A 24,655-nucleotide genomic window follows, 5' to 3' on the forward strand; every position below is an offset into this window, starting at 1 on the left:
TGCAGGTTCCTTAAACAGCGCGGGGGGCGGGGGCAAGCATGGGCCGGCTGCTGACCTTGCTGGCGGTCTTCCGGGCTCTGCGCCTGCCGCGCCGGGCCGGGGCGGCGCTGGCGGCGCAGCGGGGGCACCTCTTCGCCTGGGTGCCGGTCTTCCTCGGTGCCGGTATCGGGGTCTATTTTGCCCTGCCGTTCGAGCTGGCGGCGCATTGGCTCCTTTCCTGCGCCTGCGTCGGGGCCGTGCTCCTGCTGTGGTCGCGCCGACTGCCGGCCGAAGTTGCGCCGGTCGCGATCGGCGCGGGGGTGCTGCTTCTCGGCATGGCGCATGCCGGGGCGCGGGCGCATCTGGTCGCCGCCCCGCAGCTTGGATTTCGATACTACGGCCCGATCGAAGGGCGGGTGATCGCGCTGGACCGCTCCGCCTCGGACGTGCCGCGGCTGACGCTCGATCAGGTAACGCTGCTGCGGGTCGCCCCTGCGAGCACTCCGGCGAAGGTCCGCGTCTCGCTACACGGGCCGCCCGAGCTGCAGGGGCGTGCGCTCGACCTGGTGCCGGGGCAGAGGGTGGCGCTGACCGGCCACCTCGTCCCGCCCGGAGGGCCGGTGGAGCCTGGCGGCTTCGATTTCCGCCGTCACGCCTGGTTCGAGCGGATCGGGGCGGTGGGCTACAGCCGAACCCCGGTGGTTCTGAGGGAGGCCGCGGGCAGCCAGCGGCTGCTGCGCCTGCGTCTGGCGTTGTCACGGCACGTACAGACGCAGCTGCCGGGCGAACTCGGCGGCTTTGCCGCGGCGCTCATGACCGGCGATCGCAGTGGCATCGGGAAAGAGACGCTCGAGGCCCTGCGCCGCTCGAACCTCGCGCATCTTCTGGCCATTTCTGGCCTGCACATGGGACTGCTGACCGGCTTCGTCTTCGCTGCCCTGCGCGTGGCGCTGCTGCTGGTCCCGCTCAGCCGCCATCATTGGCCCGGCAAGAAGATCGCGGCGGTGGGCGCGCTGGCGGCGGCCTCGGGCTACCTCGCCCTTTCGGGGGGCAATGTCGCGACCCAGCGCGCTTTCATCATGGTGGCGGTGATGCTGGGGGCGGTGCTCGCGGACCTGCGGGCGCTCTCCCTGCGGGCGGTGGCCTTGGCAGCTCTGCTGGTGCTTCTGCTGCGCCCGGAGGCGCTGCTCGGCCCAGGCTTCCAGATGTCCTTCGCTGCCACAACCGCGCTGGTCTGCGTCTTTGGCAGGGTCGAGACACGGCTTGCCGGACCGCGATGGGCGCGGCCGCTGCTGGCGCTGCTGCTTTCGTCGACCGTCGCCTCTGCCGCGACGGCGCCATTCTCGATGGCGCATTTCAATCTCGTTTCGCGCTACGGGTTGCTGGCCAACCTGCTGGCGGTGCCGGCCATGGGACTTGTCGCCGTGCCGATGGCGGTGCTGGCGGCGGTGCTGATGCCGCTCGGGCTGGACGGGGTGGCGTTGCGGGGCATGGCGCTGGCGCTGCACTGGATCCTGAGCGTGGCGCAGGCCGCCTCCGGCTGGGAGGGCGCCGTCGGTCAGGTGGTGGCACCGGGTCCCGCGGTGCTGCCGCTGATCACGGCTGGCGGGCTCTTGCTATTGCTTTGGCAGGGACGCGGGCGCTGGGGCGGGCTGCTGCCGCTGGCGCTGGCGCTCGGGGTCTGGGTGCAGTCCGAGCGCCCGGCGCTGCTGATCTCGGAAAGCGGCGGGCTGGTCGGCGTGATGACCGAAAAAGGCCGCGCGCTCTCGCGCGATGTCGGAGAGGGGTTCGTCGCCAAGCTCTGGCTCGAGAACGATGGACAGCCCGCGGATCAGGCCGCTGCCGCGGCACTCTGGCCCGATGCGGCAGGGCGGCTGCGCCGTGCGCTTGTCGAGGGTGTCGAGGTGCTGCATGTCTCCGGACGCCGGGCCGCGGGCAGCATCTCGGGCTGTGGAGGCGCCGGTATCCTCGTGGCAAATGTGCCGATCCCGGAGGGGCTGGGCTGCGAGGTCTTCGATGTCGAGAGGCTCAGGACCACCGGTGCCGTCGCCTTTCGGCGCGGCGCCGGTGGTTTGAAGATGCACCCCTCGCGCGGCCATCCACCGCGCCTGTGGGAGGGCGGCGGAGCGGGCGATTAGTAAGAGCGGATCAGCCCGACGAGGCGGCCCTGCACCGAAACCGACCCCGATGGCAGCACGCGAGGCTCGTAGGCAGGGTTGGCGGCTTCCAGCACGATGCTGCTGCCATTGCGGCGGAAGCGCTTGAGGGTGGATTCGTAGCCTTCGACCTGGGCGACGACGATCTGCCCGTTCTCGGCCGAGCTGGTCTCGCGGATGATCACCACGTCGCCATCGTTGATCCCGGCCTCGATCATCGAGTCGCCTTTGACCTCGAGCGCGTAGTGGCGGCCGCTGCTGGACAGCATGGCCGAGGGCACGGCGACATTCGGCGGGATATCGGAGATCGACTCGATGGGCACACCCGCGGCAATCCGGCCCATCAGCGGCAGCTCCATCGCTCCGACGGCTTCCAAGGTGTCATTGGCCGGCGGTTTCGGAGCGGCACCGCGGTCGCCCTGGATCACCTGTGGCACGAAGCCGGTGGGGCGCCCCGCAAGGCTGTCGGGCAGTTTCACGATCTCGATCGCGCGGGCGCGGTGGGCGAGGCGGCGGATGAAGCCGCGCTCTTCGAGCGCGGTGATCAACCGGTGGATGCCGGACTTGGAGCGCAGGTCCAGCGCATCCTTCATCTCGTCAAAGCTGGGCGGAACGCCGTCGCGCGCCATGCGCCTGTTGATGAAATCCAGCAAATCGAGCTGTTTCTTGGTCAGCATGCGCGTTGTCCCGAGTCTTTGCCTGAAGAGATGTTCGACTTTGTTCTAGCCCTGTTCCCGTTTTGTGTCAATCCCCGCGATCATTAATGCAAGGTTAAAGCGAGATTAATTCTTGAGGCTATCCAAACGCTTCGACCGGGAAACCTTGCGTTTCGGATGAAGGTGAAAGGTGCCTCAGAGGCGGATCACCTCGATCTGGTCCCCGGCGGCGCGGGCGGGATCGCGCGGAGGGCGCACGGCCAGCGCATCGGCGGCGCCGAGAACGCTCAGCAAGGCGCTGTCCTGACGATCAAAAATCGAGACCCCCTCGGGCGTGATCCGGGCTCGCATGTAGTGCTCGCGCGGGCCGTTTTCGCTGACCGGGGCCGCGAGGCGCAGCGTCTCGCGCCGTGCCGGCGCAGCGCCGAGGCCGAGCATGGCGCGGACCACCGGGGCAAGAAAGATATGTCCGCAGACCATGGCCGACACCGGGTTGCCGGGCAGGCCGACCATCATCGCCTCGCCGAAACGGCCGGACATCAGGGGCTTGCCGGGGCGCATGGCGACCTTGTGAAAGGCCCGTTCGAGCCCCATGCCCTCGGCCACGCGGGCCACGAGGTCATGATCTCCGACCGAGGCGCCACCGATGGTCACCACGAGGTCTGCGTCATCGGCCATGCCGAAGACCGTGCGCAGCGAGGCCTCGTTGTCGCGGGCGATGGGAAGCAGGCGCGGCTCGGCGCCGAGCTGCTGCATCAGCACGTAAAGGCCGAAGGTGTTCGACGCGATGATCTGGTCGGGGCCAGGGTCTTCGCCGGGCATGACCAGCTCGTCCCCGGTGGAGATCAGGGCGACCTTCGGGCGGCGCGTCACGGGCACGCGGGCGATGTTCATCGCGGCCAAAAGGGCAATATCCTGGGGGCCGAGAAGACGGGGGGCATCGAGTGTGAGGCCGGCGCGGAAGTCATTGCCGTAGGGGCGGATGTTGTCGCCTGCACCAAGCTGGTCGGTGATCGTGATCACATCCCCGTCGCGGGTGACATCCTCTTGGATGACAACGGTTTTCACCCCGTCCGGCACCGGCGCGCCGGTGAAGATGCGCACCGCTTCGCCGGCGCCGACCTTTCCCTGGAAGCCGCGTCCCGCGGCCGCTTCGCCGATCACGGTGAAGCGCAGACCCGGCGCCGCTTCGGTCACGCCGTAGCCATCCATCGCCGACGCCGCAAAAGGCGGCTGGTCGCGGCGGGCCGCGACCGACCGCGCGAGCACGCGGCCTCCGGCCTCGCGCAGGGGCACCTCCTCCACATCCAATGGGCGGGCAAGGGCGAAGAGATGGTCGAGCGCTTCCGTGACGGGGATCATTTGGCTTCGTAGCGCCCCGACTTGCCGCCGTCCTTCAGGAGCACGCGCAACCCACCGATTTCCATGCCGCGGTCCACCGCCTTGACCATGTCGTAGACGGTCAGCGCAGCGGTCGAGGCGGCAGTCAGCGCCTCCATCTCGACGCCGGTCTGCCCGGTGGTCTTGACGGTGGCTTCGATCTGCAGGCCCGGCAGCGCGGCATCCGCGGTGATCTCGACGGTGACCTTCGTCACCGGAAGCGGGTGGCAGAGCGGGATCAGTTCGGACGTCTTTTTGGCGCCCATGATCCCGGCGAGACGCGCCACGCCGAGGACGTCGCCCTTCTTGGCCTTGCCCTCGGAGATCAGCTCGAAAGTCGCCTGCTCCATACGGATCCACGCGGCAGCGGTGGCGATGCGGGACGTTACGGGTTTGTCCGAAACGTCGACCATATGCGCATCGCCCTTGGCGTCGAAATGTGTGAGGCCGCTCATGCGGGCACCGGGTCGGCGAGCAGCGTGCGGGTCGCGGATTCGACGTCCTGCTGCCGCATCAGGCTCTCGCCGATGAGGAAGGCGCGGGCGCCGTAGTGCGCCATGTCCGCCAGATCGGCCGGGGTGTTGAGCCCTGACTCGGAGATCAGGAAGCGGCCCTCGGGCACCCCCTGCGACAGCACGCGTGTGGTGTCGAGCGTGGTTTCGAAGGTTTTGAGGTTGCGGTTGTTGACCCCGATCAGCGGCGATTTGAGCTTGAGCGCGCGCTCCAACTCCTCGGCATCATGCACCTCGATCAGCGCGTCCATGCCCCAGTGGAAAGCGGCATCCTCGAGTTCGGCGGCCAGCATGTCGGAGACCGAGGCCATGATGATCAGGATGCAGTCACCACCAAGCGCGCGGGCTTCGGCGACCTGGTAGGGGTCGTAAATGAAATCCTTGCGCAGCGCGGGCATATTGGTGGCCGAGCGCGCCTCGGTCAGGAAGGCCTTGGCCCCCTGGAACGACGGCGTATCGGTGAGCACCGACAGGCAGGTCGCACCGCCGCGTTCATAGGCCCGGGCCAGCGTCGCGGGGTCGAAGTCCTCGCGGATCAGCCCCTTGGAGGGTGAGGCTTTTTTTACTTCCGAGATGAGGCCATAGCCGGTCTTGGCGGCCTCGATGAGCGCTTGCGCGAAGGGGCGCACGGGGTCTGCGGCACGGGCCTCCGCCTCGACCTCGCTCAGCGGTTTCGCGGCCTTGTCGGCGGCGACCTCTTCGAGCTTGTAGGCCTTGATCTTGTCGAGGATCGTCTGGGTCATGGCGGGCTCCGTATCGTTCTCGGGCCGGTCGGTCAGGCCGCGCCGGGCGTGGTCCAGTTGATCGGCGTCTCCCCTCTGGCTTTAAGCCAGTCGTTGACGCGGGAAAAGGGGCGAGAGCCGAAAAAGCCGCGTCGCGCCGAGAGCGGCGAGGGGTGGGCGGAGGTGAGGATCAGGTGGTCCTCGCCGCGGATGTACGGCGCGAATTTCTGTGCGTGGCCACCCCAAAGGACGAAGGCGCGCGGCTGGTCCGAGAGCGCCTCGAGCACCTGCGCGGTCAGGGTCGACCAGCCGAGCTTGGCGTGTGCGCCCGCGTTGCCGGCGGGCACCGAGAGCGCGGTGTTGAGCAGGAGCACGCCCTGACGGGCCCAGAAGCGCAGGTCGCCGTTCGGCGGGACCGCGCCGAATTCTTCCTGCAATTCCTTGTAGATATTTGTAAGCGACCGCGGCAGGGGCCGTATTTCGGGTTCCACCGAAAAGGCGAGCCCATGGGCGTGGCCGGGCGTCGGGTAGGGATCCTGTCCGAGGATCACCACGCGCACCTCTTCGGGCGCGCAGGCGTCGAGCGCCGCGAAGCGCTGTGGCTCGGGCGGCAGGATCTCCCGCGTCTCCTCTGCCAGCGCGGCGGCGATACGCGGGAACTCCTTGGTGAAAAAGGGCAGGTGGCCCCAGCGTTCAGGCAGGCTCATGCGGCGGCTTGGCTCGCCTTGGCAAGTGCCTCGACCTTGGCCTTGGCCGCGCCGCTGTCGATGCTTTCGCGGGCCATGGCGACGCCCTCGCGCAGGTCGGCCGCCTTGCCCGCGACCACCAGTGCCGCGGCCGAGTTCAGCAGCACCGCATCGCGGTAGGCATTCTCTGCCCCGTCCAGAAGCGCCCGCATTGCCGCAGCGTTCTCGGCCGGGTCGCCACCGATGATCTGCTCGAACGGGTGTTCGGGAAGCCCCGCGTCCTCGGGGTGCAGCTCGACCTCGCGGATGGAGCCGTCCTCTTCCAGCGCCGCAACCCAGCTCACGCCGCAGATCGCGAGCTCGTCGGTGCCGTCCGAGCCGTGCACCAGCCAGGCGCGCTCCGACCCGAGCTGGCCCAGAACCTCGGCCATGGGCCGGATGAGATCGCGCGAGAAGGCGCCGGTCAGCTGGCGCTTCACGCCCGCCGGATTGGTCATCGGCCCGAGAATGTTGAAGATCGTGCGCGTGCCCAGCTCCATGCGCGGCGGGCCCACGTGCTTCATCGCCGGGTGGTGCATGGTGGCCATCATGAAGCAGATTCCGACCTCGTTGAGGATGGGCGCGATGGCCGAGGCGGGCAGCATCACGTTGATGCCCATCTGTCCCAGCGCATCCGCCGAGCCCGACTTCGACGAGAGATTCCGGTTGCCGTGCTTGGCCACGGTGACGCCCGCGCCCGCCACGACAAAGGCGGTGGCGGTCGAGATGTTCAGCGTGCCCTTGCCGTCGCCGCCGGTGCCGACGATGTCGATTGCGCCCGCGGGCGCGACAACCTTGTTGCACTTGGCGCGCATCACCGCGGCGGCGGCGGCGTATTCCTCGACCGTCTCGCCGCGGGTGCGCAGGCTCATCAGCAGCCCGCCGATCTGCGCCGGGGTGGCCTCTCCCGCAAAGAGGATCTCGAAGGCCGCCTCGGCCTCCTGCCGGCTCAGCGGACGGGTACAGGCGGCGCCGATCAGCGGCTTCAGTCGATCGCTCATGCAGGGACTTTCATGGTCTTCAGGAAATTCTCGATCAGCGCATGGCCGTGCTGGGAGGCGATGCTCTCGGGGTGAAACTGCACGCCGTGGATGGGCAGCTCGCGGTGCCGCAGACCCATGATCGTGCCATCCTCGAGCCAGGCGTTGGCGATAAGCTCCTCGGGCAGGTCGTCGCGGGCGACGACCAGAGAATGATAGCGCGTCGCCTCGAAAGGCGAGGGCAGCCCGGCGAACACCCCGGTGTCGTCGTGATGCATCAGCCCCACCTTGCCGTGCACGATCTCGTCGTGGCGCTTCACGGTGCCGCCGAAGGCCTGGCCGATGGTCTGGTGGCCGAGGCAGACGCCGAAGAGCGGCGTGCGGGTCTCGGCGGCGGCCTCGGTGAGCGCGAGACAGATGCCTGCCTCGGTCGGCGTGCAGGGCCCCGGCGAGAGCAGGATGCCTGCGGGTTTCAGCGCCATGGCCGACTGAACGTCGATCTGGTCGTTGCGCACGACTTTGGCCTCCACGCCCAGCTCGCCCACGTAATGCACGAGGTTCCAGGTGAAACTGTCGTAATTGTCGATGAGAAGCAGCATGGTAGACTCTTCAGACTGGCGGGCGCACCCGCGGTGGGGGTATACATGCGCCCGCAGGTGGTGCAGCGTCAAGGCCATGTCCCGAACTCTGATCGGGACCGGCACGCGCGCCGTAGCACGGCGACAAAGGGTCCGGCAACGGGACCCGCGGCAGAGAAGAGGACGGGCAGGGACATGGCACGCGGTTTCTTGGCAGGGGCGATCTGGGGTCTGGTGGTCTCGGGCGTGGGCGCTGGAGTGCTGTCGGTGGCCATGGGGCCGCCCGCCAACCGTCCGACCCGCCCCGAGATGCCCATCGCCACCGATCCCGTTGCCGAGGCGGTCGACAGCCTGGGCGAGCGCGCCGCGCCGGTCACCCGAGCGCCCCAGAGCAATGCGCCGGACATCGCAGAGGAGACGGCCGAACGGCCGGACCCTGCGCCAGCGACCAAGGGGGCGGACGGCGCGTCGGAAGCTGGAAGCTCGGAAGATACGGCGGCGGCTCCGGAGACACGCGCCGAAGAGCCTCCGGTCGAAACGGCGCCGGACGCCATTTCGGAAAAAGCCGAAACGCCGCCGCCGGCGCACCGCCCTGCCGAGGAGCAGGGGGTGGCTCCCTCCGCCGCGGGACCGACGCTCGCGGCGCCCTCGCTCGTCGAGGGCAGCGCTCCCGACACCAATCCGCTGCAGCGTCCCGACCCGATCCCGATGCCCGATGCCCCGGACGCGCCCGGCACCTCCGAGGCTGCACGGCTCGCGGTCGGCGGCGACGCCCCGGTGCAGCCCGGTCTGCCCGCGCTGCCACCGGAAGCCCCCCTGGCCGAGGCGCAGCCATCGCTCTCGACCGATCCCGCGCAGCCGCCCACTCCAACCCAGGACAGCGGCCTCGCGCCCGAGCCAGAGCCGCAGGCCGTGCCACAGCCCGAGCCCACGCCTGAGGCTGCCGTGGAAGCGCCCACCGGGGAGGCTGTTTCGGACAAGCCCGAAATGCCTGTCATCTCACCGGAGGAGGCACCGCCTGCAGGGGCCGCGCTCCCCCGGGTCACCACTCTTGTGCCAGGCCGCCCGGCGGAGCCGCTTCCCTCCGACGGACCGAGCGTCGGCACGCCGGCGTCATCCTTGGTCACCCGTGCGCCCGAAGACACCCCGCAACACGCGGCAGAGCCTGCCTCGCCGGGCATCGGCTCCGCGCCGGATAGCCGCCTGCCGGTGATCACCGAAGACGCTCCCGCGGCCACGCCTGACACCGGGGCCTCACCGCTGCAGCTCTATGCCGCCGCCTCCGACCTTGCTCCCGGCGACGCGGCCATGTCCATCTTGCTCATCGACGACGGCACCGGGCCGCTTGGTCCGGAAACGGTCGAGGCCTTTCCCTTCCCGGTGAGCTTCGCGATCGCGCCCTCGCATCCCGATCCCGCCAGCGCCGCCGAGGCCTATCGCGCGCGTGGCTTCGAGGTTCTTGCCTTGGCCGCGCTGCCCGAGAACGCGACCCCCTCCGACACGGAGATCGCGCTCGAAGGCGCGCTCAGCACCGTCCCCGGCGCGGTCGCGGTGCTGGAGAGCGCGGATCTGGCGCTGCAACACAACCGGGCGATCTCGGAGCAGGCGGCGGAGTTTCTTGCAGACTCCGGCCACGGGCTGGTGATGATGCCGAACGGGCTGAACACTGCCGAGGCGCTGGCCCGCCGCGCCGGCGTGCCGAGCCTGACGGTTTTCCGGGACTTCGACGGCAAGGGGCAGGAGCCGCGGGTCATGCGGCGCTTCCTCGACCAGGCGGCCTTCCGGGCGCGGCAGGACGAGAACGTGGTGATGCTGGGCCGTCTGCGCGCCGACACGGTCTCGGCGCTGCTGCTCTGGGGGCTGCAGGACCGCGCGAACAGCGTCGCCCTGGTCCCGGTCTCGGCGCTGCTGCTCCGGCAGGCGCGCCAAGACTGACCGGCGCTGTCTTAGGGGCGCAAGTGCCCGCGTGCCAGGGACCGCAGTGCCGCGCGGGGTGGAGCCCTCTTTAAACGCGCGGCGTCGCCCAGGCTTCCAGCGAAGCGCCCAGATCGCCGTAGCCGGTGATCCGCCGCTCGAAGGCGAGCCCGAGACGGGCGGCGTGCTGCGCGGCCAGTTCGGCTGTCCCTGGGTCCTCCACCTGCGCGAGATGCACCAAGGTTCGGTAATTCCCGAAATAGGCGTCCCTCAGCTGCGGGTGCCGGTCGAGGCCAAGCGGGCGCCAGACGAAAGCGTCGAACTGGTGCACCAAGAAATCCGTGAGGTAGAAGCTGGTCATCTCACCGCGCGCGGCAAAGCGCGCAACACCGTCGAAGACGGCATAGCAATGCGCGCCGGGAAGCATTTCGATCCCCAGCTCGTCGCAAAGCGCGGACAGCTGCCCGCCGGTGCCGCAATCGGCGTAGAGCAGCTTGATCTCGGCATGTGACGCGCGGTGACGGGCGACGGCCGCGCGCACGGCGCCGGGGATGCGCTCGGGGGTATTGTGCAATTGCGCGGGCAGACAGACGAGGTCGAGATGGTCGAGCCCACTCTGACGGGTCACCGCGAGCACCTCGCGGGCGAGCGCGCCGCAGGCAATGAGCAGGATGCGTCCCGTGCCAGGATGCGCCGCGGACAACGCAAAGCCACGCTCGGCGAGCGCCTTGTCTGATGGCGCGAATTCGGGATTCGGGTGGGCTTCGGCAGCTGGGGCGCCGTCAGGCGCGGGTGTCATCCGCGGGCACCGAGGCCATGCCCCAGCGGATCAGCAGGGCGATGCCGAGCAACAGCGGGATGACCTTGCTCGCCCCCCAGGCAAACAGGGCCCAGACGGTGAAGCCTGCGGAGGCAATCACCGCGATCAGAAGCGTTACGAGAGTGGTCACCGGCATCGGGGTCTCCTTTCCCTGCCATTGAAGATAGGTGCCGGACTCCCCGAAAGCAAAGAGAAATCCACTTTTCCGTCACGTTGTCCCCGCAATGCCCTGCAAATTTTCGCTGATCGGCATGGGCTTCGGGGCCAGAGTGGCGCGGGCTCATCCCGCTGCAGCGCGGTTGTGGCGGCGCGCGATGAGCGCCTTTGCAGTCTCCACCGCGACCGCCGCATCGCGGCAATAGGCGTCGGCGCCGATGGCCCGGCCGAAGTCCTCGTTGAGAGGCGCGCCGCCGACCAGCACGATGTAATCGTCGCGCAGGCCCTTTGCGACCATCGTGTCGATCACCACCTTCATGTAGGGCATCGTGGTGGTGAGCAGGGCGGACATGCCAAGGATATCGGGCTTCTCCGCCTCCATCGCCTCGAGGTAGGACTCGACGGCGTTGTTGATGCCGAGGTCGATCACTTCGAAGCCCGCGCCCTCCATCATCATCGACACGAGGTTCTTGCCGATGTCGTGGATGTCGCCCTTGACCGTGCCGATCACCATTTTGCCGATGGTCGGCGCCCCGGTCTCGGCCAGCAGCGGCTTGAGGATCGCCATGCCGCCTTTCATCGCGCCCGCCGCCAGCAGCACCTCGGGAACGAAGAGGATGCCATCGCGGAAATCCTCACCGACGATCTTCATGCCGCCGACAAGCGCCTCGGTGAGGACCTTGTAGGGCGGCCAGCCCCGATCCAGCAGGATCCGCACGCCCTCTTCGATCTCTTCGCGCATGCCGTCGTAGAGATCGTCGAACATCTGCTCGACCAGCTCCGCATCGTCGAGATCGGCCAGGATGATCTCTTCGCCGGGTTCGTCTTCGGACATGGGCACCTCCCTTGCGCTCCCTCCAGCCTGCGCCCCGGGCGCTTGCGCCACATGGCCGATTGCGACATGGCCGGGGACGGAGGCGACGCCGCGGCGGTGGGGCTTGCGCATGTTCTCTATCTGTTCCATATCTGACTTATGAGCGCCGCCAGCCGATCCATCGAAAAGGAGCGCCGCAAGGGGCGCGGCGCCGGCTCCCGTGACAGCGGGCGCTTCGAGCGGCTTGCCTATGAGGACGCCCATGACGGCTGGGAGATCCCCGAGGAGCTGCCACCGCTGCGCACCGAGGTCAGCGAAGAGCGCCCGCGCAGCCTGATCAACTACGTGCGCTCGCCGGACCTGCCCTTTGACCGGACGATCAATCCCTATCGCGGCTGCGAGCACGGCTGCATCTACTGCTTCGCCCGGCCCAGCCACGCCTATCTGGGGCTCTCGCCGGGGCTGGATTTCGAGACCAAGCTCATCGCCCGGCCCGATGCGCCCGAGGTGCTGGCGCGTGAACTGGGGGCCAAGCGTTACGCGCCCGCGCCGCTGGCCATCGGCACCAATACCGATCCCTACCAGCCGATCGAGCGGGACCGGGGCATCATGCGCGCCTGCCTCGAGGTGCTGCGCGACTTCCGCCACCCGGTCGCCATCGTCACCAAGGGCACGCTGATCGAGCGCGACATCGACATCCTTTCGGAGATGGCGGCGCAGGGGCTGGCGCGCGTGGGCCTTTCGGTCACCACGCTCGACGCCGATCTCGCGCGCCGGATGGAGCCGCGCGTGCCCTCGCCGGTCCGGCGGCTTGCGACGATCCGGCGGCTGAGCGAGGCGGGGATCCCGGTGCGGGTCATGGCATCGCCCGTCGTGCCCGCGCTGACCGATCCCGAGCTCGAGCACATCCTGCAAGCCGGGGCCGAGGCGGGGGCCGTTTCGGCCAGTTGGATCATGCTCCGACTGCCGCTCGAGGTCGCGCCGCTCTGGCGCGCATGGCTCGAGGAGCACTATCCGGGCCGCGCTGCGCGGGTCATGGCGCGGCTGCGCGAGATGCACGGCGGACAGGATTACTCGGCGCAGTGGCACCGGCGGATGCGCGGGGAGGGCATCTATGCGCAGCTCATCGCGCAGCGCTTCGACAAGGCGGTGCGGCGGCTGGGACTGGATGCGGAACAGCCGGCGCTACGCAGCGATCTCTTTCGCCCGCCGCCACGGGCGGGGGACCAGCTGTCGCTTTTCTGAGTTGGGCTCACCTCAACGCTGGAGGGCGCCAAGCGTAGCCTTCGCCTTGCGCCGCAGCGCGGCTGAGGACGACGGTGCGCGGCCACGCGTCGGTTTGAAACGCACGCCGCAGGGCCGTCATGCAGGCACCCTGCCACGTCCTTGGGGGGATGCGCGGCGAACCGGCTCAGCTGCGGCGGCGCCCGCCACGCCGGACGCGCTGGGGAGCGTCTTCGCCGAGCCCGTCGCTTTCCGAGCTGAAGGCGCCCAGCTTGCTGGCGATCCGCTCCAGCGTCGGGCGCGGCCCGAGCGGGCCGCTTTCGAGCGCCGCACGCATGGCGCGCAGGTGCTCGGGCGTGGTGCCGCAGCAGCCGCCGATGATCCGTGCCCCGGCGTCGCGGGCCATGACCGCGTAGTCCGCCATCACCTCGGGTGTGCCGTCGTAATGCAGTTCCCCGTTCTCGTAGCGCGGGATGCCGGCGTTGCCCTTGGCGATGATCGGTCGTTCGGTGCCGATTGCCGCGAAGCCAAGCACGCTGCGCAGCAGGTCCGACGGTCCGGTGCCGCAGTTCGCGCCAAAGGCGATGGGCGGTGTCGGCAGCGTCTCGACGAGCCGCGCGAAGTCGGCAGCGGTGAGCCCCATCATCGTACGCCCGGCGGTGTCGAAGCTCATGGTGCAGCACCAGGGCAGGCCGACGGTCGCGAAGGCTTCTGCGGCGGCGCGGACCTCTTCGGGTGCCGAGATGGTCTCGAGCCAGAGCACATCGGCGCCGCCCTCCTTGAGGCCCGCCGCGGTCTCTTCGAACATCTCTACTGCCAGCGCGTGTGGCAACGGGCCGATGGGCGCGAGGATCTCGCCGGTGGGGCCGACCGAACCCGCCACAACGACCGGACGCCCGGCGGACTCGGGCACCTCGCGCGCCAGCTCGGCGGCACTCCGCGACAGCGCGCGGGCACGGGGCGCAGCCCCGTGCAGCTTGAGCCGCGCGGCATTGGCGCCGAAGGAATTGGTGAGGAAAATGTCGGAGCCCGCGTCGACCGGGCCTTGGTACAGCGCGCGGATGCGGTCCGGATGGGTCTCGTTCCAGAATTCCGGGGCGTCGCCCGGTGTCAGACCCATGCTGAACAAGCTGGTGCCGATGCCGCCGTCGGCGAGCAGCCAGTCCCGCTTCGCAAGCAGCTTGGAAAGCGCGTCGGTCATGAAATGCCTCTTGAAAATCCTCTTCGGGTCGGGAAATTCCACATCCCGCTGTGGGCCGCAATCGTTCGTGCGGGGCAAGCGGCGGGGCGCTCATGCCCGGCGTGTCTCAGCCGGCCATGCCGGGGCCGCGCAGCACCATGAGCTCGCCGACGTTTTCGCGGGTGACGTAGCCCAGCACGTGGCTGCCCGCGTCAATCACCGCCACCGCCGGTGCCTGCGCCAGCGCGTCGAGCACCGATTGCAGCGGCGCGGCGAGCGGCAGCTGGGGCACCTCGGTCATGAATTCAGAGACGCGCCGCGTTGCGTGGTCCTCGGCGATGCCGCGAAAGAGCGCGTCGCGGGTCAGGAAACCGGCGAGCTGTCCATCCGGCGTGAGCACGGGGAACTCGTGCTGAGTGGTCCTGATCAAGGTCTGCCCGGCGGTGGCCAGCGTATCCTCGGGCCGCAAGGTCTCGAAGCTGGTGATCATCGCGTCGCGCGCCAAGAGGTCATGCGCAACCGCGCGGCTGGCAACGTCCTGGCTCTCGGCCTGACCGGCGAAGAAGACGAAGATGGCGATGAGGATCAGGATGAAATTGCCCGAACTCAGCCCCCAGAAGGCAAGACCGAAGGCAAGGATCTGGCCGGTGATCGCCGCCGCGCGGGTCGCGCTCACCCGGTCGGTGCGCAGTGCGAGCACCGCGCGCAGCACCCGCCCGCCATCCATCGGAAAGGCCGGGAGCATGTTGAAGAGCGCCAGCGCGAGGTTGATCGAGGCGAGTTGGCTGAGAAAGGCCCCGGTCCCCTCGCCAAGGCGCGACAGAGCGCCCATGTCGGAGTTCGCGCCGAGCAACAGCAGAACCAGCCAGATCGCCACGTTGACCAGCGGGCCGGCAATGGCGACGGCGATCTCCTGCGCGGGTTTCTCGGGCATGCGCTCGAGCCGGGCGAGCCCGCCGATGGGCAGCAGGGTGATGTCCGGGGTCTTGATGCCGAAGCGCCGGGCGGTCAGCGCGTGACCGAACTCATGCGCCACGACGCATGCGAAGAGCGCGAGGATGAACAGCACATTCTGCACCGCCGCCGCCATACCGCCCGCCGACCATGCGGCGACGCCGATCCAGAGCAACAGCAGGAAGAACGTCGCATGGACACGCAGCTCCGATCCGAAAAGGCGGCCGATTGGAAAGGACCAGTGCATGGGGCGTCTCCTTGGGGCTGTGGCGAAACTCGTCCGGGCCTCTTTGCAAAAGATAAAATCGTCGCGGCGTCAGGTTAAGAGGCCCACGCACCGACACGTCCTGCCGCCGCGGTCTTTTCTGCCAGCCCGCGCAACCGAGGCTCTTGCCCCGCGTTGAGGCTGCAGGGCAGGAGGCGGGCTTATCGCGTCGCCGCGCCCTTTGCCAACGGAGGATGTCATGAAAACCATTGCTATTGCCACCGCTCTTTTCGGGCTTGCCGGTGCCCCGGCCATCGCCGCCACCGCCACCGCGCAGCTCGCGGGGACCGATGGCAGCAACATCGGAACCGTCACCGTGACCGACACACCTTCGGGCATGGGCCATGTCGTTGCCGAGTTGCAGGGACTGCCAGAGGGGGCGCATGGCATTCACATCCACGAAACCGGCGACTGTTCGGCGAGCGACTTTACCTCTGCGGGGGGACATCTTTCCGGGGACGCGGATCACGGCGTGATGGCGGAAAACGGCCCGCACCCGGGGGATCTGCCCAATGCGCACATCGCGCCGGACGGATCGCTGACCGTCGAAGCCTTCCTGCCCGATTTCGACGTTACCGAAATGCTTCTGGATGACGACGGCTCGGCCTTCATCGTGCACGCGGGTCCAGACGACTACGAAAGTCAGCCCTCGGGCGATGCGGGCAGCCGGCTCGCCTGCGGGGTCTTCGAGAGCGAGTGACGCAACATCGGCGGGGCGCCTAGGCGCCTCGTCGGCGCATCAAGGGGCCAGGTCGTAGCGCTTGCAGACCGCGCCCTCGGGCTTGCGCCAGGTGCGAAAGCCCATCGCCTCGTAATAGGCCTGACCGCCCGTATTGCCGGCGCCGATATAGGCCTCGATGGCAGGTACCCCCGCAGTCTGCGCCGCCTCTCGGGTGGCGCGGAAGAGGCCCGCGCCGACGCCGCGTCGCGCCGCTCTCGGCGAGACATGGGTGCCGATGAAGCCCCAGCCGCCGGGGGTACCATACTCACTGCCCTCGGAGGTGCGCTTCATGGATTGCAGCCCGAGCAATGCACCGTCGGCGTCCTCGGCCACAAAGCAGCAGATGCCATCGGGGTTCTGCACGTAATGCGACAGCACAAAATCCGCGTCCGCCCGTGCGCTGCGCTTGCCGGCGGACACCAAGTCCTGCAGCAAGCGCGAGAGCGCGGGCGCATCCGCCGGGACCGCCCGGCGGATGCGCCCGCGGAATGGGTCAGCCATTGCCCGAGCCGGTAAAGCGCGCCGCGTCTGCCGCCGCCCGCCGGATGGCGTTCGACTTGTGGACGGTCTCCATGTACTCGGCCTCGGGGTCGCTGTCATAGACCACGCCGCCGCCCGCCTGGATATAGAGCTTTTCGTCCTTCACGATGGCGGTGCGCAGGGCAATGCACATGTCCATGTCGCCGCCCGCGCTGAAATAGCCGACGCCGCCGGCGTAGACGCCGCGCTTCTCGGGCTCGAGCTCGTCGATGATCTCCATCGCGCGGACCTTGGGCGCGCCCGAGACGGTGCCCGCGGGCATGCCGGCAAAGAAGGCCGACAGCGCATCCTGATCCTCGGCCAATTCACCGACAACGTTGGACACGATGTGCATCACGTGGCTGTAGCGCTCGATGGTGAACTGTTCGGTCGGGCGCACGGTGCCGATCTTCGAGACCTTGCCGGTGTCGTTGCGGCCCAGATCGAGCAACATGAGGTGCTCGGCCAGTTCCTTCTTGTCCGCCAGCAGGTCGGCCTCGAGCGCCCGATCTTCCTCGGGGGTCGCGCCGCGCGGGCGGGTGCCGGCGATCGGGCGGATGGTGACCTCGCGACCGAAGACCCGCACGAGGATCTCGGGGCTCGCGCCGATGACCTGGAAGCCACCGAAGTTGAAATAGAACATGAAGGGCGACGGGTTGGTGCGCCGCAGCGAGCGGTAGAGCGAGAAGGGCGGCAGCGGGAAATCCTGCGTCCAGCGCTGCGCCGGCACCACCTGAAAGATGTCGCCCGCGCGGATGTAGTCCTTGGCCTTTTCAACCGCAGCCTTGTAGCTCTCGCGGGTGAAGTTCGACACCGGCTCCCCGACCTCGCGTGCCTCGCCCAGCTCGCGGCCCGCCTGCGGCAGGGCCCGCTCCAGGTCGCGCACGGCGTCCATCACCCGCTCGGCGGCCTGCGCATAGGCGGCGCGGGCGGAAAGCCCCGACTGCACCCAGGCCGGGGCAACCACGGTCACCTCGCCCTTCACCCCGTCAAGCACCGCGACCACCGAGGGGCGCAGCATCACCGCGTCGGGCAGGCCGAGAGGGTCGGGGTTCACGTTGGGCAGACGCTCGACCAGCCGGATCATGTCATAGCCGAGGTAGCCGAAAAGACCCGCCGCGGCCTGCGGCAGGTCTTCGGGCAGGTCGATCTTGCTCTCGGCGATCAGCGCGCGCAGCGAGGCGAGCGGATCGAGGGGCTCGTCGTCGAAGGCCTCGGGGTCGAAGCGCGCTTGGCGGTTCAGCCGCGCCTCCTTGCCGTGGCACTTCCACACGAGGTCGGGCTTCATGCCGATGATCGAGTAGCGCCCGCGGACTTCGCCGCCGGTGACCGACTCGAGCATGAAGGCGTCCTTGGCTGCCCCCGTGAGCTTGAGCATCAGCGACACAGGCGTGTCGAGATCGGCGGCGAGCCTTGTGTAGACGACCTGGTTCTCGCCCGCCTCGTAAGCCCGGGCGAAGTCGTCATAAGAGGGGGTCAGAGATGCCATGGTCTTACCGGAAGTTGGTGTGGACGGCATTCACCGCCTGCTGGTCGATGTTGACCCCGGCGCGTTCCTGAATGTCGGTGACGAAGGCGCGGAAGAGATCCTGCGCCACGCTGCTCGCGGCGCGATCCTTCAGCAGCCCCTCGAGCTGCTTGGAGGCGTCGCTTTCGCGGTCGACAGGGGTCACGGCGTCGAGCTGCATGATCAGCGCCGCACCGTCGCCCGGAAGCGCGCGTGCCTCGCCCGGCTGCATCTCGAAGGCAGCCTCGAGCAGGCCACCCGGCATGTCGGGGATCTGCGCGTCGCGGGTCAGGGTCTGCTCCCGCATCGGCTCGAGACCAAGGTCGGCAAAGCTTGCACCGCCGGCGATTTGCTGCGCCAGGTCTTCGGCCTGCGCGACAAGCATCTCGGTTGTCTTGTCCTTGTCCCAGCCCGCGGCAACTTCGTCGCGCACTTCCTCGAAGGGGCGCGGTGCGGGCGGGCGGATCTCGTCGAGACGAAGCGCGAAGACGCCGCCGTCGCCGAGATCGGAGATCGAGGGGTAGTCGTCCGCGGTCACCGCCTGCGCGGCCTCGCGGAAGGCGTCATATCCGGCGATGGTCTCATCGCTCTGCTGGGTCCAGGCGATCGTGCCAAGCTCCATCTCGGTGTCGCTTGCCAGCTCTTCCAGCGTCGCGCCACCGGCCAGCTCGTCGTCGAGGCTCTGCGCCATGCCTTCGATCACCCGTCGGGCGCGGTCGAGCGCCAGCTCATCGCGCAGCGACGGCACGGCTTCCTCGAACGGGGTCTCCTGCGCATGCAGGATGGCGTTGACGCGGTAGAGCGCCGGGCCGAGGTTCGAGGGCAGCGGGCCGGCGACTTCACCGGTGTCGAGCGCATAGACGCCGTCACCGGCTTCGCCGAGCTCGCCCTTGGTCACGTCGCCGAGATCGGTGTCTGCCAGCTGCAGGCCGCGCTCCTCGACCAGCCCCTCGAAGCCAATCTCGCCCGAGGTGATGCGGTCCATCGCCTGCTGCGCCTCGGCCTCGTTGCCGAAGACGAGGCGCTCGACCAGGCGGCGCTCGGGCAGGTTGAACTCGGCACTGCGCTCGTCATAGGCGGCGCGCAGGGTCGCCTCGTCCAGCTCGACGTTGTCGACGATCATGTCCGGGGTGATCCAGGCATAGGTGATGACCTTGGTTTCGGGCAGGGTGAACTGCGCGACATGGGCGTCGTACCAGGTCTGAAGCTCCTCGTCGGTGGCCACCGGCAGGCCGGTTTCCAGCGCGTCGGCGCCAAGGCGAGCCCAGGTGAAGTCGCGGGTCTCGCCGGCCCAGCCGAGCAGCGTGTCGACATAGGTGTCGGGCAGGGTGGTGCCGGAGTAAACCGCCGAGTTCAGGAGGTTCCGGGCGCTTTCGCTGCGCAGGTCGTCTTCGAATTCGGCTTCGGTGAGGCCGGTGTTGCGCAGCGCGAAGGCATAGCTCTCGCGGTTGAACTTACCGTCGGGACCCTGGAAGGCGCCGACCTGGCTCAGCGCTTCGGCCACCTGGTCGTCGCCGACCGAAAGACCGATGCGGGCGGCCTCGTCGTCGAGCGCGGCATTGGTCACCACCTGCGCCAGAACCTGGCGGTCGAGACCGAACTGCTGTGCCTGATCAAGGGTCATCGGCTGGCCGGTCTGCGCCTCGAATGCGCGCATCTCGTTCTGCAGCGCGCGCGAATAGTCGTTCACCGAGATCTCGGTGTCGCCGACCGAACCGATCCCACGCAGGCCGCCGCTGAAATTCACCGTGCCGAAGGCGCCGAAGCCCATCACCACGAGGATCAGAAGACCCCATACCAGAGTCTTGCCGATGCTGCTCTTGCCGCGTGCCATGCGCTGCCTCTTGATCATGTGTTTCTGGCGTCGGGGTTTACTGGGCCAAGTCCTTGCTCGCAAGGGCTGTCGCGCCCTGCGGCCGGACGGGCCAGTCCAGCGCTTCGAGCCGTCCGAAAAGATCGCCGATCTCTGCGCGGTTCACATTGGCAAAGGCAAAGCGGAATTGCCGGGCGCCGCGCGGGTCGGTCTCCGGCATGAACATGGTGCCCGGAAGAGAAAGGACGCCGGCCTCTCTCACCAGCTTTGGTGCGAGCTGCGCCGAGCTTTCCGCGAAGGGGTGCTCGAGATAGGCGAAATAGGCGCCGAGGCCGAGCAGCTTCCACCCTTTGGCGTCGAGCCGCGGCATGTTGTCGGCGATGGCGGCGCGGCGGTCGAGGATCTCGTCGCGCTCGCCAGCGACCCATTGGGCAAGGTTCCGTAGCCCCCAGAGCGCCGCGCGCTGCCCGAGCTGCGTCGCGCAAATGGCGACAGTATCTAGGAACTTCTCAACCTCGGGCAGGAGGTCTTCGCTGGCGATGATCGCGCCGACCCGGTGGCCGGTGAGGCGGTATGCCTTGGAGAAGCTGTATAGCTGGACCAGCGTGTCACGGCCCTCGGGCGCGGTCAGCAGGTCGTGCGGCGCGCCGCTGCGGCTGTCGAAATCCTTGTAGGTCTCATCGACGATCAGCTTGATCCCGTGCGCGCGTGCGAGGTCGAAGAAGGCCCTCAGGGTCTCTGCCGGATACTCCTTGCCGCCGGGATTATTCGGGGAAACCAGAACAATGGCGCGCGTTCTTGATGTGATGAGGGAAGCGGCCGTCGTCACCTGCGGCAAGAGTTCGGCATCGGTGGGCAACGGCACGGTCGTGACCCCGGACATGTCGAGCCACATCTTGTGGTTGAAATACCAGGGCGTCGGCAGCAGAACCTCATCCCCCTCGCCGCAGAGCGCGCTAATGCAGGCCGCGAAGGCCTGGTTGCAACCAGATGTAATCGCGACGTTTTCCGCTGACACATTTGCGCCATAATGGGCGGACCAATGGCGCGCCAGTTCCTCGCGCAGCTCGGGCATGCCGAGCACCGGTCCGTAGAGGTGGGTGGCCGGATCGGCCAGCGCCTGGCCCATAGCGGCAACAAGCGGCGCGGGCGGCGGGTCGATGGGGGCGGCTTGGCTGACGTTGATCAGGGGCCGGTCTGCAGAAAACGTGACGCTGTCGAGCCAGCGCCGCGCCTCCATCACCGGTGGGGCGAAGGTGGTTTGGGTGCGGCTCTTGCTGGTCATGTGCGGTCTCTCCCTAAGTGTTGCGCGGACGCTATCAGCGGCTCAAGTCAGGGGGAAGAGGGCTCAGGAGACTTCTTCTGCGTCAAAGGCGGCGCGCGCGGCACGGATCGTCTGGTGGTTGCTGTCGGCCCAGACCAGCAGTGCGCCAATGGGCGCCAGCGCCGAGCGGCCAAGCTCGGTGAGCGCGTATTCCACCGAGGGGGGCTTGGTCGGGAAGACCTGCCGGGATACCAGCCCATCGCGCTCGAGCTGCCTCAGGGTTTGCGTCAGCATACGTTTGGAAATGTCGCCAACCTGCCGCTGCAATTGCGAAAATCGTTTTGGGGAGGGCTCCAGAGCGACGAGGATCAGCAGCGTCCACTTCTGGCCGACCCGGTCGAGCACGTCGCGCACGGGGCATTGCGCCTCGTCCTCGGGCGCGCCCGTCCAGGCGGCCATGCTGTCGAGCATTGTGCGGACAGGATCGGAGATCTCTGGGAGGTGGTTCCCTGCGTGTACCCTTGTCATGTGAAAGTGCCTCCTTACGAGGTCATGTTAGAAGGTCTATTTATGAGACCATATCTCGAATCGGAACTCTGCGCCAGTGCAGGGACCTTGGAAAGGAAAGACCATGTCCGACACAGTCGACTACCTCATCACCGGTGCGAGCGGCCAACTCGGCGCGCTGGTTCTGCAGCAGCTCAAGGCGGCTGCGCCGGATGCAACCATCGGCGCGCTTGTGCGCCGCCCCGAAGCGGTTGCCGCTCTCGAAGCACAGGGTTTCACAGTGCGCGTTGCTGCCTATGACGATCCGGCGGCGCTTGAAACGGCTCTCGCTGGGGTCGAGAAATTGCTGCTCATCTCCTCGAGCGAAGTCGGCAAGCGTGCGGATCAGCATGCGAAGGTGATTGATGCGGCGAAGAAAGTCGGCGTGAAGTTCATAGCTTACACCTCGATCCTCAATGCTGACAGCTCGCCGCTGACCGTGCTTCCGGGCGAGCACGTGGCGACTGAACGGGCGCTCGCCGCCTCTGGGCTCGACTACGCGCTGCTGCGCAACGGCTGGTACACAGAGAATTACGTCATGGGCGCGGGTGCGGCACTGGAGCATGGGGCGCTGATCGGGGCCGCCGGAGAGGGCCGCATTTCCTCTGCGGCGCGGGCCGACTATGCGGCGGCCGCCGTTGCGGTCCTCACCGGGGCGACCCCAGCCCGCGGCACGATCTATGAGCTGGCGGGGAGCGAGAGCTACACCCTGGCAGATTTCGCGGCGGCGCTGTCGGAGATCGCGGGCAGGGAGATTCCCTATGTGAACATGAGCGAGGCGGACTACGCTGCGGCGCTTGAAGGCGCCGGCCTGCCGGTGCCGGTGGCGCAGATGCTCGCCGACAGTGACAGCGGCGCGGCGCAGGGAGGACTTTTCAGCGAGAACACGACGCTCTCGACGCTGATCGGGCGCCCGACGACGCCGTGGAAGGACACTCTGACCGCCGGCGTCAAGGTCGAGTCCTGAGGCAGTCGAGCGCAGCTCTCGCGGCGCGGTTTCTGCAAACGGAGAGGGGCGCGGCCAGCACGGCCGCGCCCCTCGGCAGATTTCAGACCGAAGATCAGTCGTTGGTGCCGTGGAACGGCTTGACGTATTGCAGGGCCATGTCCCAAGGGAAGAAGATCCAGGTGTCCTGGCTCACCTCGGTGATGAAACTGTCGACCTGCGGGCGGCCCATCGGCTTGGCATAAACGGTGGCCACATGCGCCTTGGGCAGGTGCTTGCGCACAACTTCCAGGGTGCGGCCGGTGTCGACCAGATCGTCGATGATCAGCACGCCCTCGCCGTCGCCCATCACCTCCATGTCCGGGAACTTGATGACCTTGGGCTCGGACTGCGCCTGGTGGTTGTAGCTCTTGACCGAGATCGTGTCGACGATGCGGACGTTGAGTTCGCGTGCCACGATCATCGCCGGGGCCATGCCGCCGCGGGTGATCGCGACAACGGCGCGCCAATCGCCGCCGCCCTCGGGCTTGTGGCTCTGCAGGCGCCAGGCCAGTGCACGGCTGTCGCGGTGCAGCTGGTCCCAGCTGACGTGGAAGCCCTTTTCATGGGGCAGGCGGTCGGTCATCTCGGGCATGGGGCTCTCCCTGTCGGATGTCTGTCGGTCGGAAGGGCTGGGCCCTTGGTCAGGTGAACGGGCTCAGCCCTTGGAAATGTCGGGCGCGTCGACGGCCTTCATGCCGACGACATGGTAGCCCGCGTCGACGTGGTGCGTCTCGCCGGTCACACCTGCGCCGAGTTCGGACAGCAGGTAGAGCGCCGATCCGCCGACGTCGTCAATGGTCACGTTGCGGCGCAGGGGCGAGTTGTACTCGTTCCACTTCATGATGTAGCGGAAGTCGCCGATGCCCGAGGCGGCCAGCGTCTTGATCGGGCCGGCCGAGATGGCGTTGACCCGGATGCCGTCCTTGCCGAGGTCCTCGGCGAGATAACGGACCGACGCCTCAAGCGCCGCCTTGGCCACGCCCATCACGTTGTAATGGGGCATGATCCGCTCGGCGCCATAGTAGGTGAGCGTTAGCGCGGCGCCACCGTTGTTCATCATTTTCTCGGCGCGCTGCATCACCGCGGTGAAGCTGTAGACCGAGATGTCCATGGTCAGGTTGAAGTTCGACCGGCTGGTGTCGACGTAACGCCCGCGCAGTTCGTTCTTGTCCGAGAAGCCGATGGCGTGGACCACGAAATCGAGATTGTCCCAGCGCTCCTTCAGCCCGTCGAACAGCGCGTCGATCGAAGCCTCGTCGGAGACGTCGCAGGGCAGCACGATGTCCGAGCCCAGTTGCGCGGCCAGCGGATCGACGCGCTTCTTCAGCGCCTCGCCCTGGTAGGAGAAGGCAAGCTCCGCCCCCGCTTCGTGCAGTTTCTTCGCGATGCCCCAGGCAATCGACTTGTCGTTGGCGAGACCCATGATCAGGCCGCGCTTCCCGGCCATCAGAGTGTTTGACATACCTGACCTCTACCCGGCATTGATTTTATTTGTGTCCTTTAGGCGATTGGCCCGGAGGCATCAAGAGTTTGGACGTCCGTTCCGGGCAACGCCCGGCGGGAAAAGGAGACGGAAGATGAGCGATCGGGGCGGAATTTTTGCAGGAGACGACCCTTTCGTCATCGCGCAACGCTGGCTCACCGAGGCCGAGGCGACCGAGCCCAACGATCCCAATGCGATCGCGCTGGCGACGGTGGACGCCGAAGGAATGCCCAACGTGCGCATGGTTCTGCTGAAGGAAATCGAGGCAAATGCCTTCGTTTTCTACACTAATTACGAAAGTGCGAAGGCAGAGGAAATTTTGGGCAGCAGCAAGGCAGCCTTTGTGTTACACTCCAAAACACTGCGGCGTCAGGTCCGGGTTCGTGGACATGTTATTAAGGAGAATGGCCCGCAGGCAGACGCATATTACGCGTCGCGCTCGCTGAAATCTCGTTTAGGGGCATGGGCGTCCAAGCAGTCCAGGCCTCTAGCGTCACGGGCATCGCTAATGGCGGAAGTTGCCAAGATTACGGCGACGAAGGGGCCGAACCCGCCGCGGCCCGATTTTTGGGGGGGATTTCGTATCACTCCCGTAGAAATTGAATTTTGGGCCGATGGCGCGTTCCGGTTGCATGACCGGTTCGTCTGGAGGCGCACAAGTGTTTCGGATCAGTGGACAGTGACCAGGCTAAATCCGTAAAATTCATCATACGCGAAAAGCAATTTGGTAGAAAATATAGGTTTCAATGACTTGCAATTTTACGTCACCCTAACGCAATTGGGGGCGGGGATACGCAAG

At 67.6% G+C, this 24,655-nt stretch carries 25 protein-coding genes; 6 read left to right on the forward strand and 19 right to left on the reverse strand.

Annotated features, from left to right (window positions below):
- Window positions 1-38 precede the first annotated feature (38 nt).
- Window positions 39-2,117 carry a ComEC/Rec2 family competence protein gene (locus G0Q01_RS11200; RefSeq protein WP_164213377.1) on the forward strand — a complete coding sequence of 693 codons (2,079 nt, stop codon included), beginning with the start codon at window positions 39-41 and terminating at the stop codon, window positions 2,115-2,117.
- Here the strand turns inward: G0Q01_RS11200 and lexA are convergent.
- The 7 genes from lexA to G0Q01_RS11235 all read right to left on the reverse strand — a co-directional run bounded on the left by lexA (window position 2,114) and on the right by G0Q01_RS11235 (window position 7,709).
- Window positions 2,114-2,812 carry a transcriptional repressor LexA gene (gene lexA / locus G0Q01_RS11205; RefSeq protein ID WP_164197002.1) on the reverse strand — a complete coding sequence of 233 codons (699 nt, stop codon included), beginning with the start codon at window positions 2,810-2,812 and terminating at the stop codon, window positions 2,114-2,116. The genes G0Q01_RS11200 and lexA overlap by 4 nt on opposite strands.
- 174 nt (window positions 2,813-2,986) lie before the next feature.
- Window positions 2,987-4,153: a gephyrin-like molybdotransferase Glp gene (gene glp / locus G0Q01_RS11210; RefSeq protein WP_164197003.1), complete on the reverse strand. Its 1,167-nt coding sequence runs from the start codon at window positions 4,151-4,153 to the stop codon at window positions 2,987-2,989.
- Window positions 4,150-4,626 carry a cyclic pyranopterin monophosphate synthase MoaC gene (moaC, locus tag G0Q01_RS11215; protein WP_108965639.1) on the reverse strand — a complete coding sequence of 159 codons (477 nt, stop codon included), beginning with the start codon at window positions 4,624-4,626 and terminating at the stop codon, window positions 4,150-4,152. Before moaC ends, glp begins: the two co-directional genes overlap by 4 nt.
- Window positions 4,623-5,426: an indole-3-glycerol phosphate synthase TrpC gene (trpC, locus tag G0Q01_RS11220; protein ID WP_164197004.1), complete on the reverse strand. Its 804-nt coding sequence runs from the start codon at window positions 5,424-5,426 to the stop codon at window positions 4,623-4,625. Before trpC ends, moaC begins: the two co-directional genes overlap by 4 nt.
- A gap of 32 nt (window positions 5,427-5,458) precedes the next feature.
- The gene (locus G0Q01_RS11225; protein WP_164197005.1) at window positions 5,459-6,112 is read right to left on the reverse strand and encodes a uracil-DNA glycosylase; all 654 of its coding nucleotides are present in this window, start codon (window positions 6,110-6,112) and stop codon (window positions 5,459-5,461) included.
- The gene (gene trpD, locus G0Q01_RS11230; protein ID WP_164197006.1) at window positions 6,109-7,131 is read right to left on the reverse strand and encodes an anthranilate phosphoribosyltransferase; all 1,023 of its coding nucleotides are present in this window, start codon (window positions 7,129-7,131) and stop codon (window positions 6,109-6,111) included. Before trpD ends, G0Q01_RS11225 begins: the two co-directional genes overlap by 4 nt.
- Window positions 7,128-7,709: an aminodeoxychorismate/anthranilate synthase component II gene (locus tag G0Q01_RS11235; RefSeq protein ID WP_164197007.1), complete on the reverse strand. Its 582-nt coding sequence runs from the start codon at window positions 7,707-7,709 to the stop codon at window positions 7,128-7,130. Before G0Q01_RS11235 ends, trpD begins: the two co-directional genes overlap by 4 nt.
- A gap of 174 nt (window positions 7,710-7,883) precedes the next feature.
- Between G0Q01_RS11235 and G0Q01_RS11240 the strand changes: the two genes are divergently transcribed.
- Window positions 7,884-9,623: a divergent polysaccharide deacetylase family protein gene (locus G0Q01_RS11240; RefSeq protein WP_164197008.1), complete on the forward strand. Its 1,740-nt coding sequence runs from the start codon at window positions 7,884-7,886 to the stop codon at window positions 9,621-9,623.
- A 70-nt stretch (window positions 9,624-9,693) separates the two neighbouring features.
- Here the strand turns inward: G0Q01_RS11240 and G0Q01_RS11245 are convergent, their stop codons facing one another.
- From G0Q01_RS11245 to G0Q01_RS11250, 3 genes are all read right to left on the reverse strand, one after another.
- Window positions 9,694-10,401, reverse strand: coding sequence for a DUF1638 domain-containing protein (locus G0Q01_RS11245; protein WP_164197009.1), 708 nt, complete (start codon window positions 10,399-10,401; stop codon window positions 9,694-9,696).
- The gene (locus G0Q01_RS26585; protein WP_193989020.1) at window positions 10,385-10,558 is read right to left on the reverse strand and encodes a hypothetical protein; all 174 of its coding nucleotides are present in this window, start codon (window positions 10,556-10,558) and stop codon (window positions 10,385-10,387) included. The genes G0Q01_RS11245 and G0Q01_RS26585 overlap by 17 nt, the downstream gene beginning before the upstream one ends.
- Window positions 10,559-10,702: 144 nt before the next feature.
- The gene (locus G0Q01_RS11250) at window positions 10,703-11,413 is read right to left on the reverse strand and encodes a B12-binding domain-containing protein (protein WP_164197010.1); all 711 of its coding nucleotides are present in this window, start codon (window positions 11,411-11,413) and stop codon (window positions 10,703-10,705) included.
- Window positions 11,414-11,551: 138 nt separating this feature from the next.
- Between G0Q01_RS11250 and G0Q01_RS11255 the strand changes: the two genes are divergently transcribed.
- Window positions 11,552-12,637: a PA0069 family radical SAM protein gene (locus G0Q01_RS11255; protein ID WP_164197011.1), complete on the forward strand. Its 1,086-nt coding sequence runs from the start codon at window positions 11,552-11,554 to the stop codon at window positions 12,635-12,637.
- 166 nt (window positions 12,638-12,803) lie between these two features.
- Here the strand turns inward: G0Q01_RS11255 and bmt are convergent, their stop codons facing one another.
- Window positions 12,804-13,817, reverse strand: a complete 1,014-nt coding sequence (bmt, locus tag G0Q01_RS11260; protein WP_164213378.1) for a betaine--homocysteine S-methyltransferase — start codon at window positions 13,815-13,817, stop codon at window positions 12,804-12,806.
- A gap of 106 nt (window positions 13,818-13,923) precedes the next feature.
- A complete protein-coding gene (locus G0Q01_RS11265; protein WP_164197013.1) occupies window positions 13,924-14,997 on the reverse strand; it encodes a site-2 protease family protein in 1,074 nt (357 codons plus the stop codon).
- Window positions 14,998-15,214: 217 nt separating this feature from the next.
- Between G0Q01_RS11265 and G0Q01_RS11270 the strand changes: the two genes are divergently transcribed.
- Window positions 15,215-15,715 (forward strand): superoxide dismutase family protein, encoded by a 501-nt coding sequence (locus G0Q01_RS11270; protein WP_164197014.1) that lies wholly within the window; start codon window positions 15,215-15,217, stop codon window positions 15,713-15,715.
- 39 nt (window positions 15,716-15,754) lie between these two features.
- On the opposite strand, the gene G0Q01_RS11275 is transcribed toward G0Q01_RS11270, so the two are convergent.
- The 5 genes from G0Q01_RS11275 to G0Q01_RS11295 all read right to left on the reverse strand — a co-directional run bounded on the left by G0Q01_RS11275 (window position 15,755) and on the right by G0Q01_RS11295 (window position 21,367).
- A complete protein-coding gene (locus G0Q01_RS11275; protein WP_164197015.1) occupies window positions 15,755-16,237 on the reverse strand; it encodes a GNAT family N-acetyltransferase in 483 nt (160 codons plus the stop codon).
- The gene (trpE, locus tag G0Q01_RS11280) at window positions 16,230-17,744 is read right to left on the reverse strand and encodes an anthranilate synthase component I (RefSeq protein ID WP_164197016.1); all 1,515 of its coding nucleotides are present in this window, start codon (window positions 17,742-17,744) and stop codon (window positions 16,230-16,232) included. The genes G0Q01_RS11275 and trpE overlap by 8 nt, the downstream gene beginning before the upstream one ends.
- Window positions 17,745-17,748: 4 nt before the next feature.
- Window positions 17,749-19,596 (reverse strand): SurA N-terminal domain-containing protein, encoded by a 1,848-nt coding sequence (locus G0Q01_RS11285; protein ID WP_164197017.1) that lies wholly within the window; start codon window positions 19,594-19,596, stop codon window positions 17,749-17,751.
- Window positions 19,597-19,633: 37 nt separating this feature from the next.
- A complete protein-coding gene (locus G0Q01_RS11290; protein WP_164197018.1) occupies window positions 19,634-20,860 on the reverse strand; it encodes an aminotransferase in 1,227 nt (408 codons plus the stop codon).
- Window positions 20,861-20,923: 63 nt separating this feature from the next.
- Window positions 20,924-21,367, reverse strand: a complete 444-nt coding sequence (locus G0Q01_RS11295) for a helix-turn-helix domain-containing protein (RefSeq protein WP_164197019.1) — start codon at window positions 21,365-21,367, stop codon at window positions 20,924-20,926.
- 103 nt (window positions 21,368-21,470) lie between these two features.
- Here G0Q01_RS11295 and G0Q01_RS11300 point away from each other — a divergent pair, with 103 nt between their 5' ends.
- A complete protein-coding gene (locus G0Q01_RS11300) occupies window positions 21,471-22,352 on the forward strand; it encodes an SDR family oxidoreductase (protein WP_164197020.1) in 882 nt (293 codons plus the stop codon).
- Between the two features lie 94 nt (window positions 22,353-22,446).
- Here G0Q01_RS11300 and gpt read toward each other — a convergent pair whose 3' ends face one another.
- Both gpt and fabI read right to left on the reverse strand, forming a co-directional pair.
- Window positions 22,447-22,956: a xanthine phosphoribosyltransferase gene (gene gpt / locus G0Q01_RS11305; RefSeq protein WP_108967619.1), complete on the reverse strand. Its 510-nt coding sequence runs from the start codon at window positions 22,954-22,956 to the stop codon at window positions 22,447-22,449.
- A gap of 72 nt (window positions 22,957-23,028) precedes the next feature.
- Window positions 23,029-23,835, reverse strand: coding sequence for an enoyl-ACP reductase FabI (gene fabI, locus G0Q01_RS11310; protein WP_108965614.1), 807 nt, complete (start codon window positions 23,833-23,835; stop codon window positions 23,029-23,031).
- Between the two features lie 115 nt (window positions 23,836-23,950).
- On the opposite strand from fabI, the gene pdxH reads away from it, so the two are divergent.
- On the forward strand, window positions 23,951-24,556 hold the full coding sequence (gene pdxH, locus G0Q01_RS11315) for a pyridoxamine 5'-phosphate oxidase (protein WP_108965612.1): 606 nt from the start codon (window positions 23,951-23,953) through the stop codon (window positions 24,554-24,556).
- The last annotated feature ends 99 nt before the right edge of the window (window positions 24,557-24,655 follow it).

It is taken from the genome of Salipiger sp. PrR007 (genome assembly GCF_010499845.1).
GTDB classification, from domain to species: domain Bacteria; phylum Pseudomonadota; class Alphaproteobacteria; order Rhodobacterales; family Rhodobacteraceae; genus Salipiger; species Salipiger pacificus_A.

Coding starts and splice junctions, on each gene's coding strand:
- G0Q01_RS11250 (WP_164197010.1), bottom strand. CDS start 11,413: ATGTCCGAAGACGAACCCGGCGAAGAGATCATCCTGGCCGATCTCGAC.
- gpt (WP_108967619.1), bottom strand. CDS start 22,956: ATGACCGACCGCCTGCCCCATGAAAAGGGCTTCCACGTCAGCTGGGAC.
- glp (WP_164197003.1), bottom strand. CDS start 4,153: ATGATCCCCGTCACGGAAGCGCTCGACCATCTCTTCGCCCTTGCCCGC.
- G0Q01_RS11200 (WP_164213377.1), top strand. CDS start 39: ATGGGCCGGCTGCTGACCTTGCTGGCGGTCTTCCGGGCTCTGCGCCTG.
- G0Q01_RS11255 (WP_164197011.1), top strand. CDS start 11,552: ATGAGCGCCGCCAGCCGATCCATCGAAAAGGAGCGCCGCAAGGGGCGC.
- G0Q01_RS11265 (WP_164197013.1), bottom strand. CDS start 14,997: ATGCACTGGTCCTTTCCAATCGGCCGCCTTTTCGGATCGGAGCTGCGT.
- pdxH (WP_108965612.1), top strand. CDS start 23,951: ATGAGCGATCGGGGCGGAATTTTTGCAGGAGACGACCCTTTCGTCATC.
- G0Q01_RS11240 (WP_164197008.1), top strand. CDS start 7,884: ATGGCACGCGGTTTCTTGGCAGGGGCGATCTGGGGTCTGGTGGTCTCG.
- bmt (WP_164213378.1), bottom strand. CDS start 13,817: ATGACCGACGCGCTTTCCAAGCTGCTTGCGAAGCGGGACTGGCTGCTC.
- G0Q01_RS11295 (WP_164197019.1), bottom strand. CDS start 21,367: ATGACAAGGGTACACGCAGGGAACCACCTCCCAGAGATCTCCGATCCT.
- G0Q01_RS26585 (WP_193989020.1), bottom strand. CDS start 10,558: ATGCCGGTGACCACTCTCGTAACGCTTCTGATCGCGGTGATTGCCTCC.
- G0Q01_RS11270 (WP_164197014.1), top strand. CDS start 15,215: ATGAAAACCATTGCTATTGCCACCGCTCTTTTCGGGCTTGCCGGTGCC.
- G0Q01_RS11225 (WP_164197005.1), bottom strand. CDS start 6,112: ATGAGCCTGCCTGAACGCTGGGGCCACCTGCCCTTTTTCACCAAGGAG.
- lexA (WP_164197002.1), bottom strand. CDS start 2,812: ATGCTGACCAAGAAACAGCTCGATTTGCTGGATTTCATCAACAGGCGC.
- G0Q01_RS11245 (WP_164197009.1), bottom strand. CDS start 10,401: ATGACACCCGCGCCTGACGGCGCCCCAGCTGCCGAAGCCCACCCGAAT.
- G0Q01_RS11300 (WP_164197020.1), top strand. CDS start 21,471: ATGTCCGACACAGTCGACTACCTCATCACCGGTGCGAGCGGCCAACTC.
- moaC (WP_108965639.1), bottom strand. CDS start 4,626: ATGAGCGGCCTCACACATTTCGACGCCAAGGGCGATGCGCATATGGTC.
- G0Q01_RS11285 (WP_164197017.1), bottom strand. CDS start 19,596: ATGGCACGCGGCAAGAGCAGCATCGGCAAGACTCTGGTATGGGGTCTT.
- trpC (WP_164197004.1), bottom strand. CDS start 5,426: ATGACCCAGACGATCCTCGACAAGATCAAGGCCTACAAGCTCGAAGAG.
- G0Q01_RS11235 (WP_164197007.1), bottom strand. CDS start 7,709: ATGCTGCTTCTCATCGACAATTACGACAGTTTCACCTGGAACCTCGTG.
- trpE (WP_164197016.1), bottom strand. CDS start 17,744: ATGGCATCTCTGACCCCCTCTTATGACGACTTCGCCCGGGCTTACGAG.
- G0Q01_RS11290 (WP_164197018.1), bottom strand. CDS start 20,860: ATGACCAGCAAGAGCCGCACCCAAACCACCTTCGCCCCACCGGTGATG.
- G0Q01_RS11275 (WP_164197015.1), bottom strand. CDS start 16,237: ATGGCTGACCCATTCCGCGGGCGCATCCGCCGGGCGGTCCCGGCGGAT.
- trpD (WP_164197006.1), bottom strand. CDS start 7,131: ATGAGCGATCGACTGAAGCCGCTGATCGGCGCCGCCTGTACCCGTCCG.
- fabI (WP_108965614.1), bottom strand. CDS start 23,835: ATGTCAAACACTCTGATGGCCGGGAAGCGCGGCCTGATCATGGGTCTC.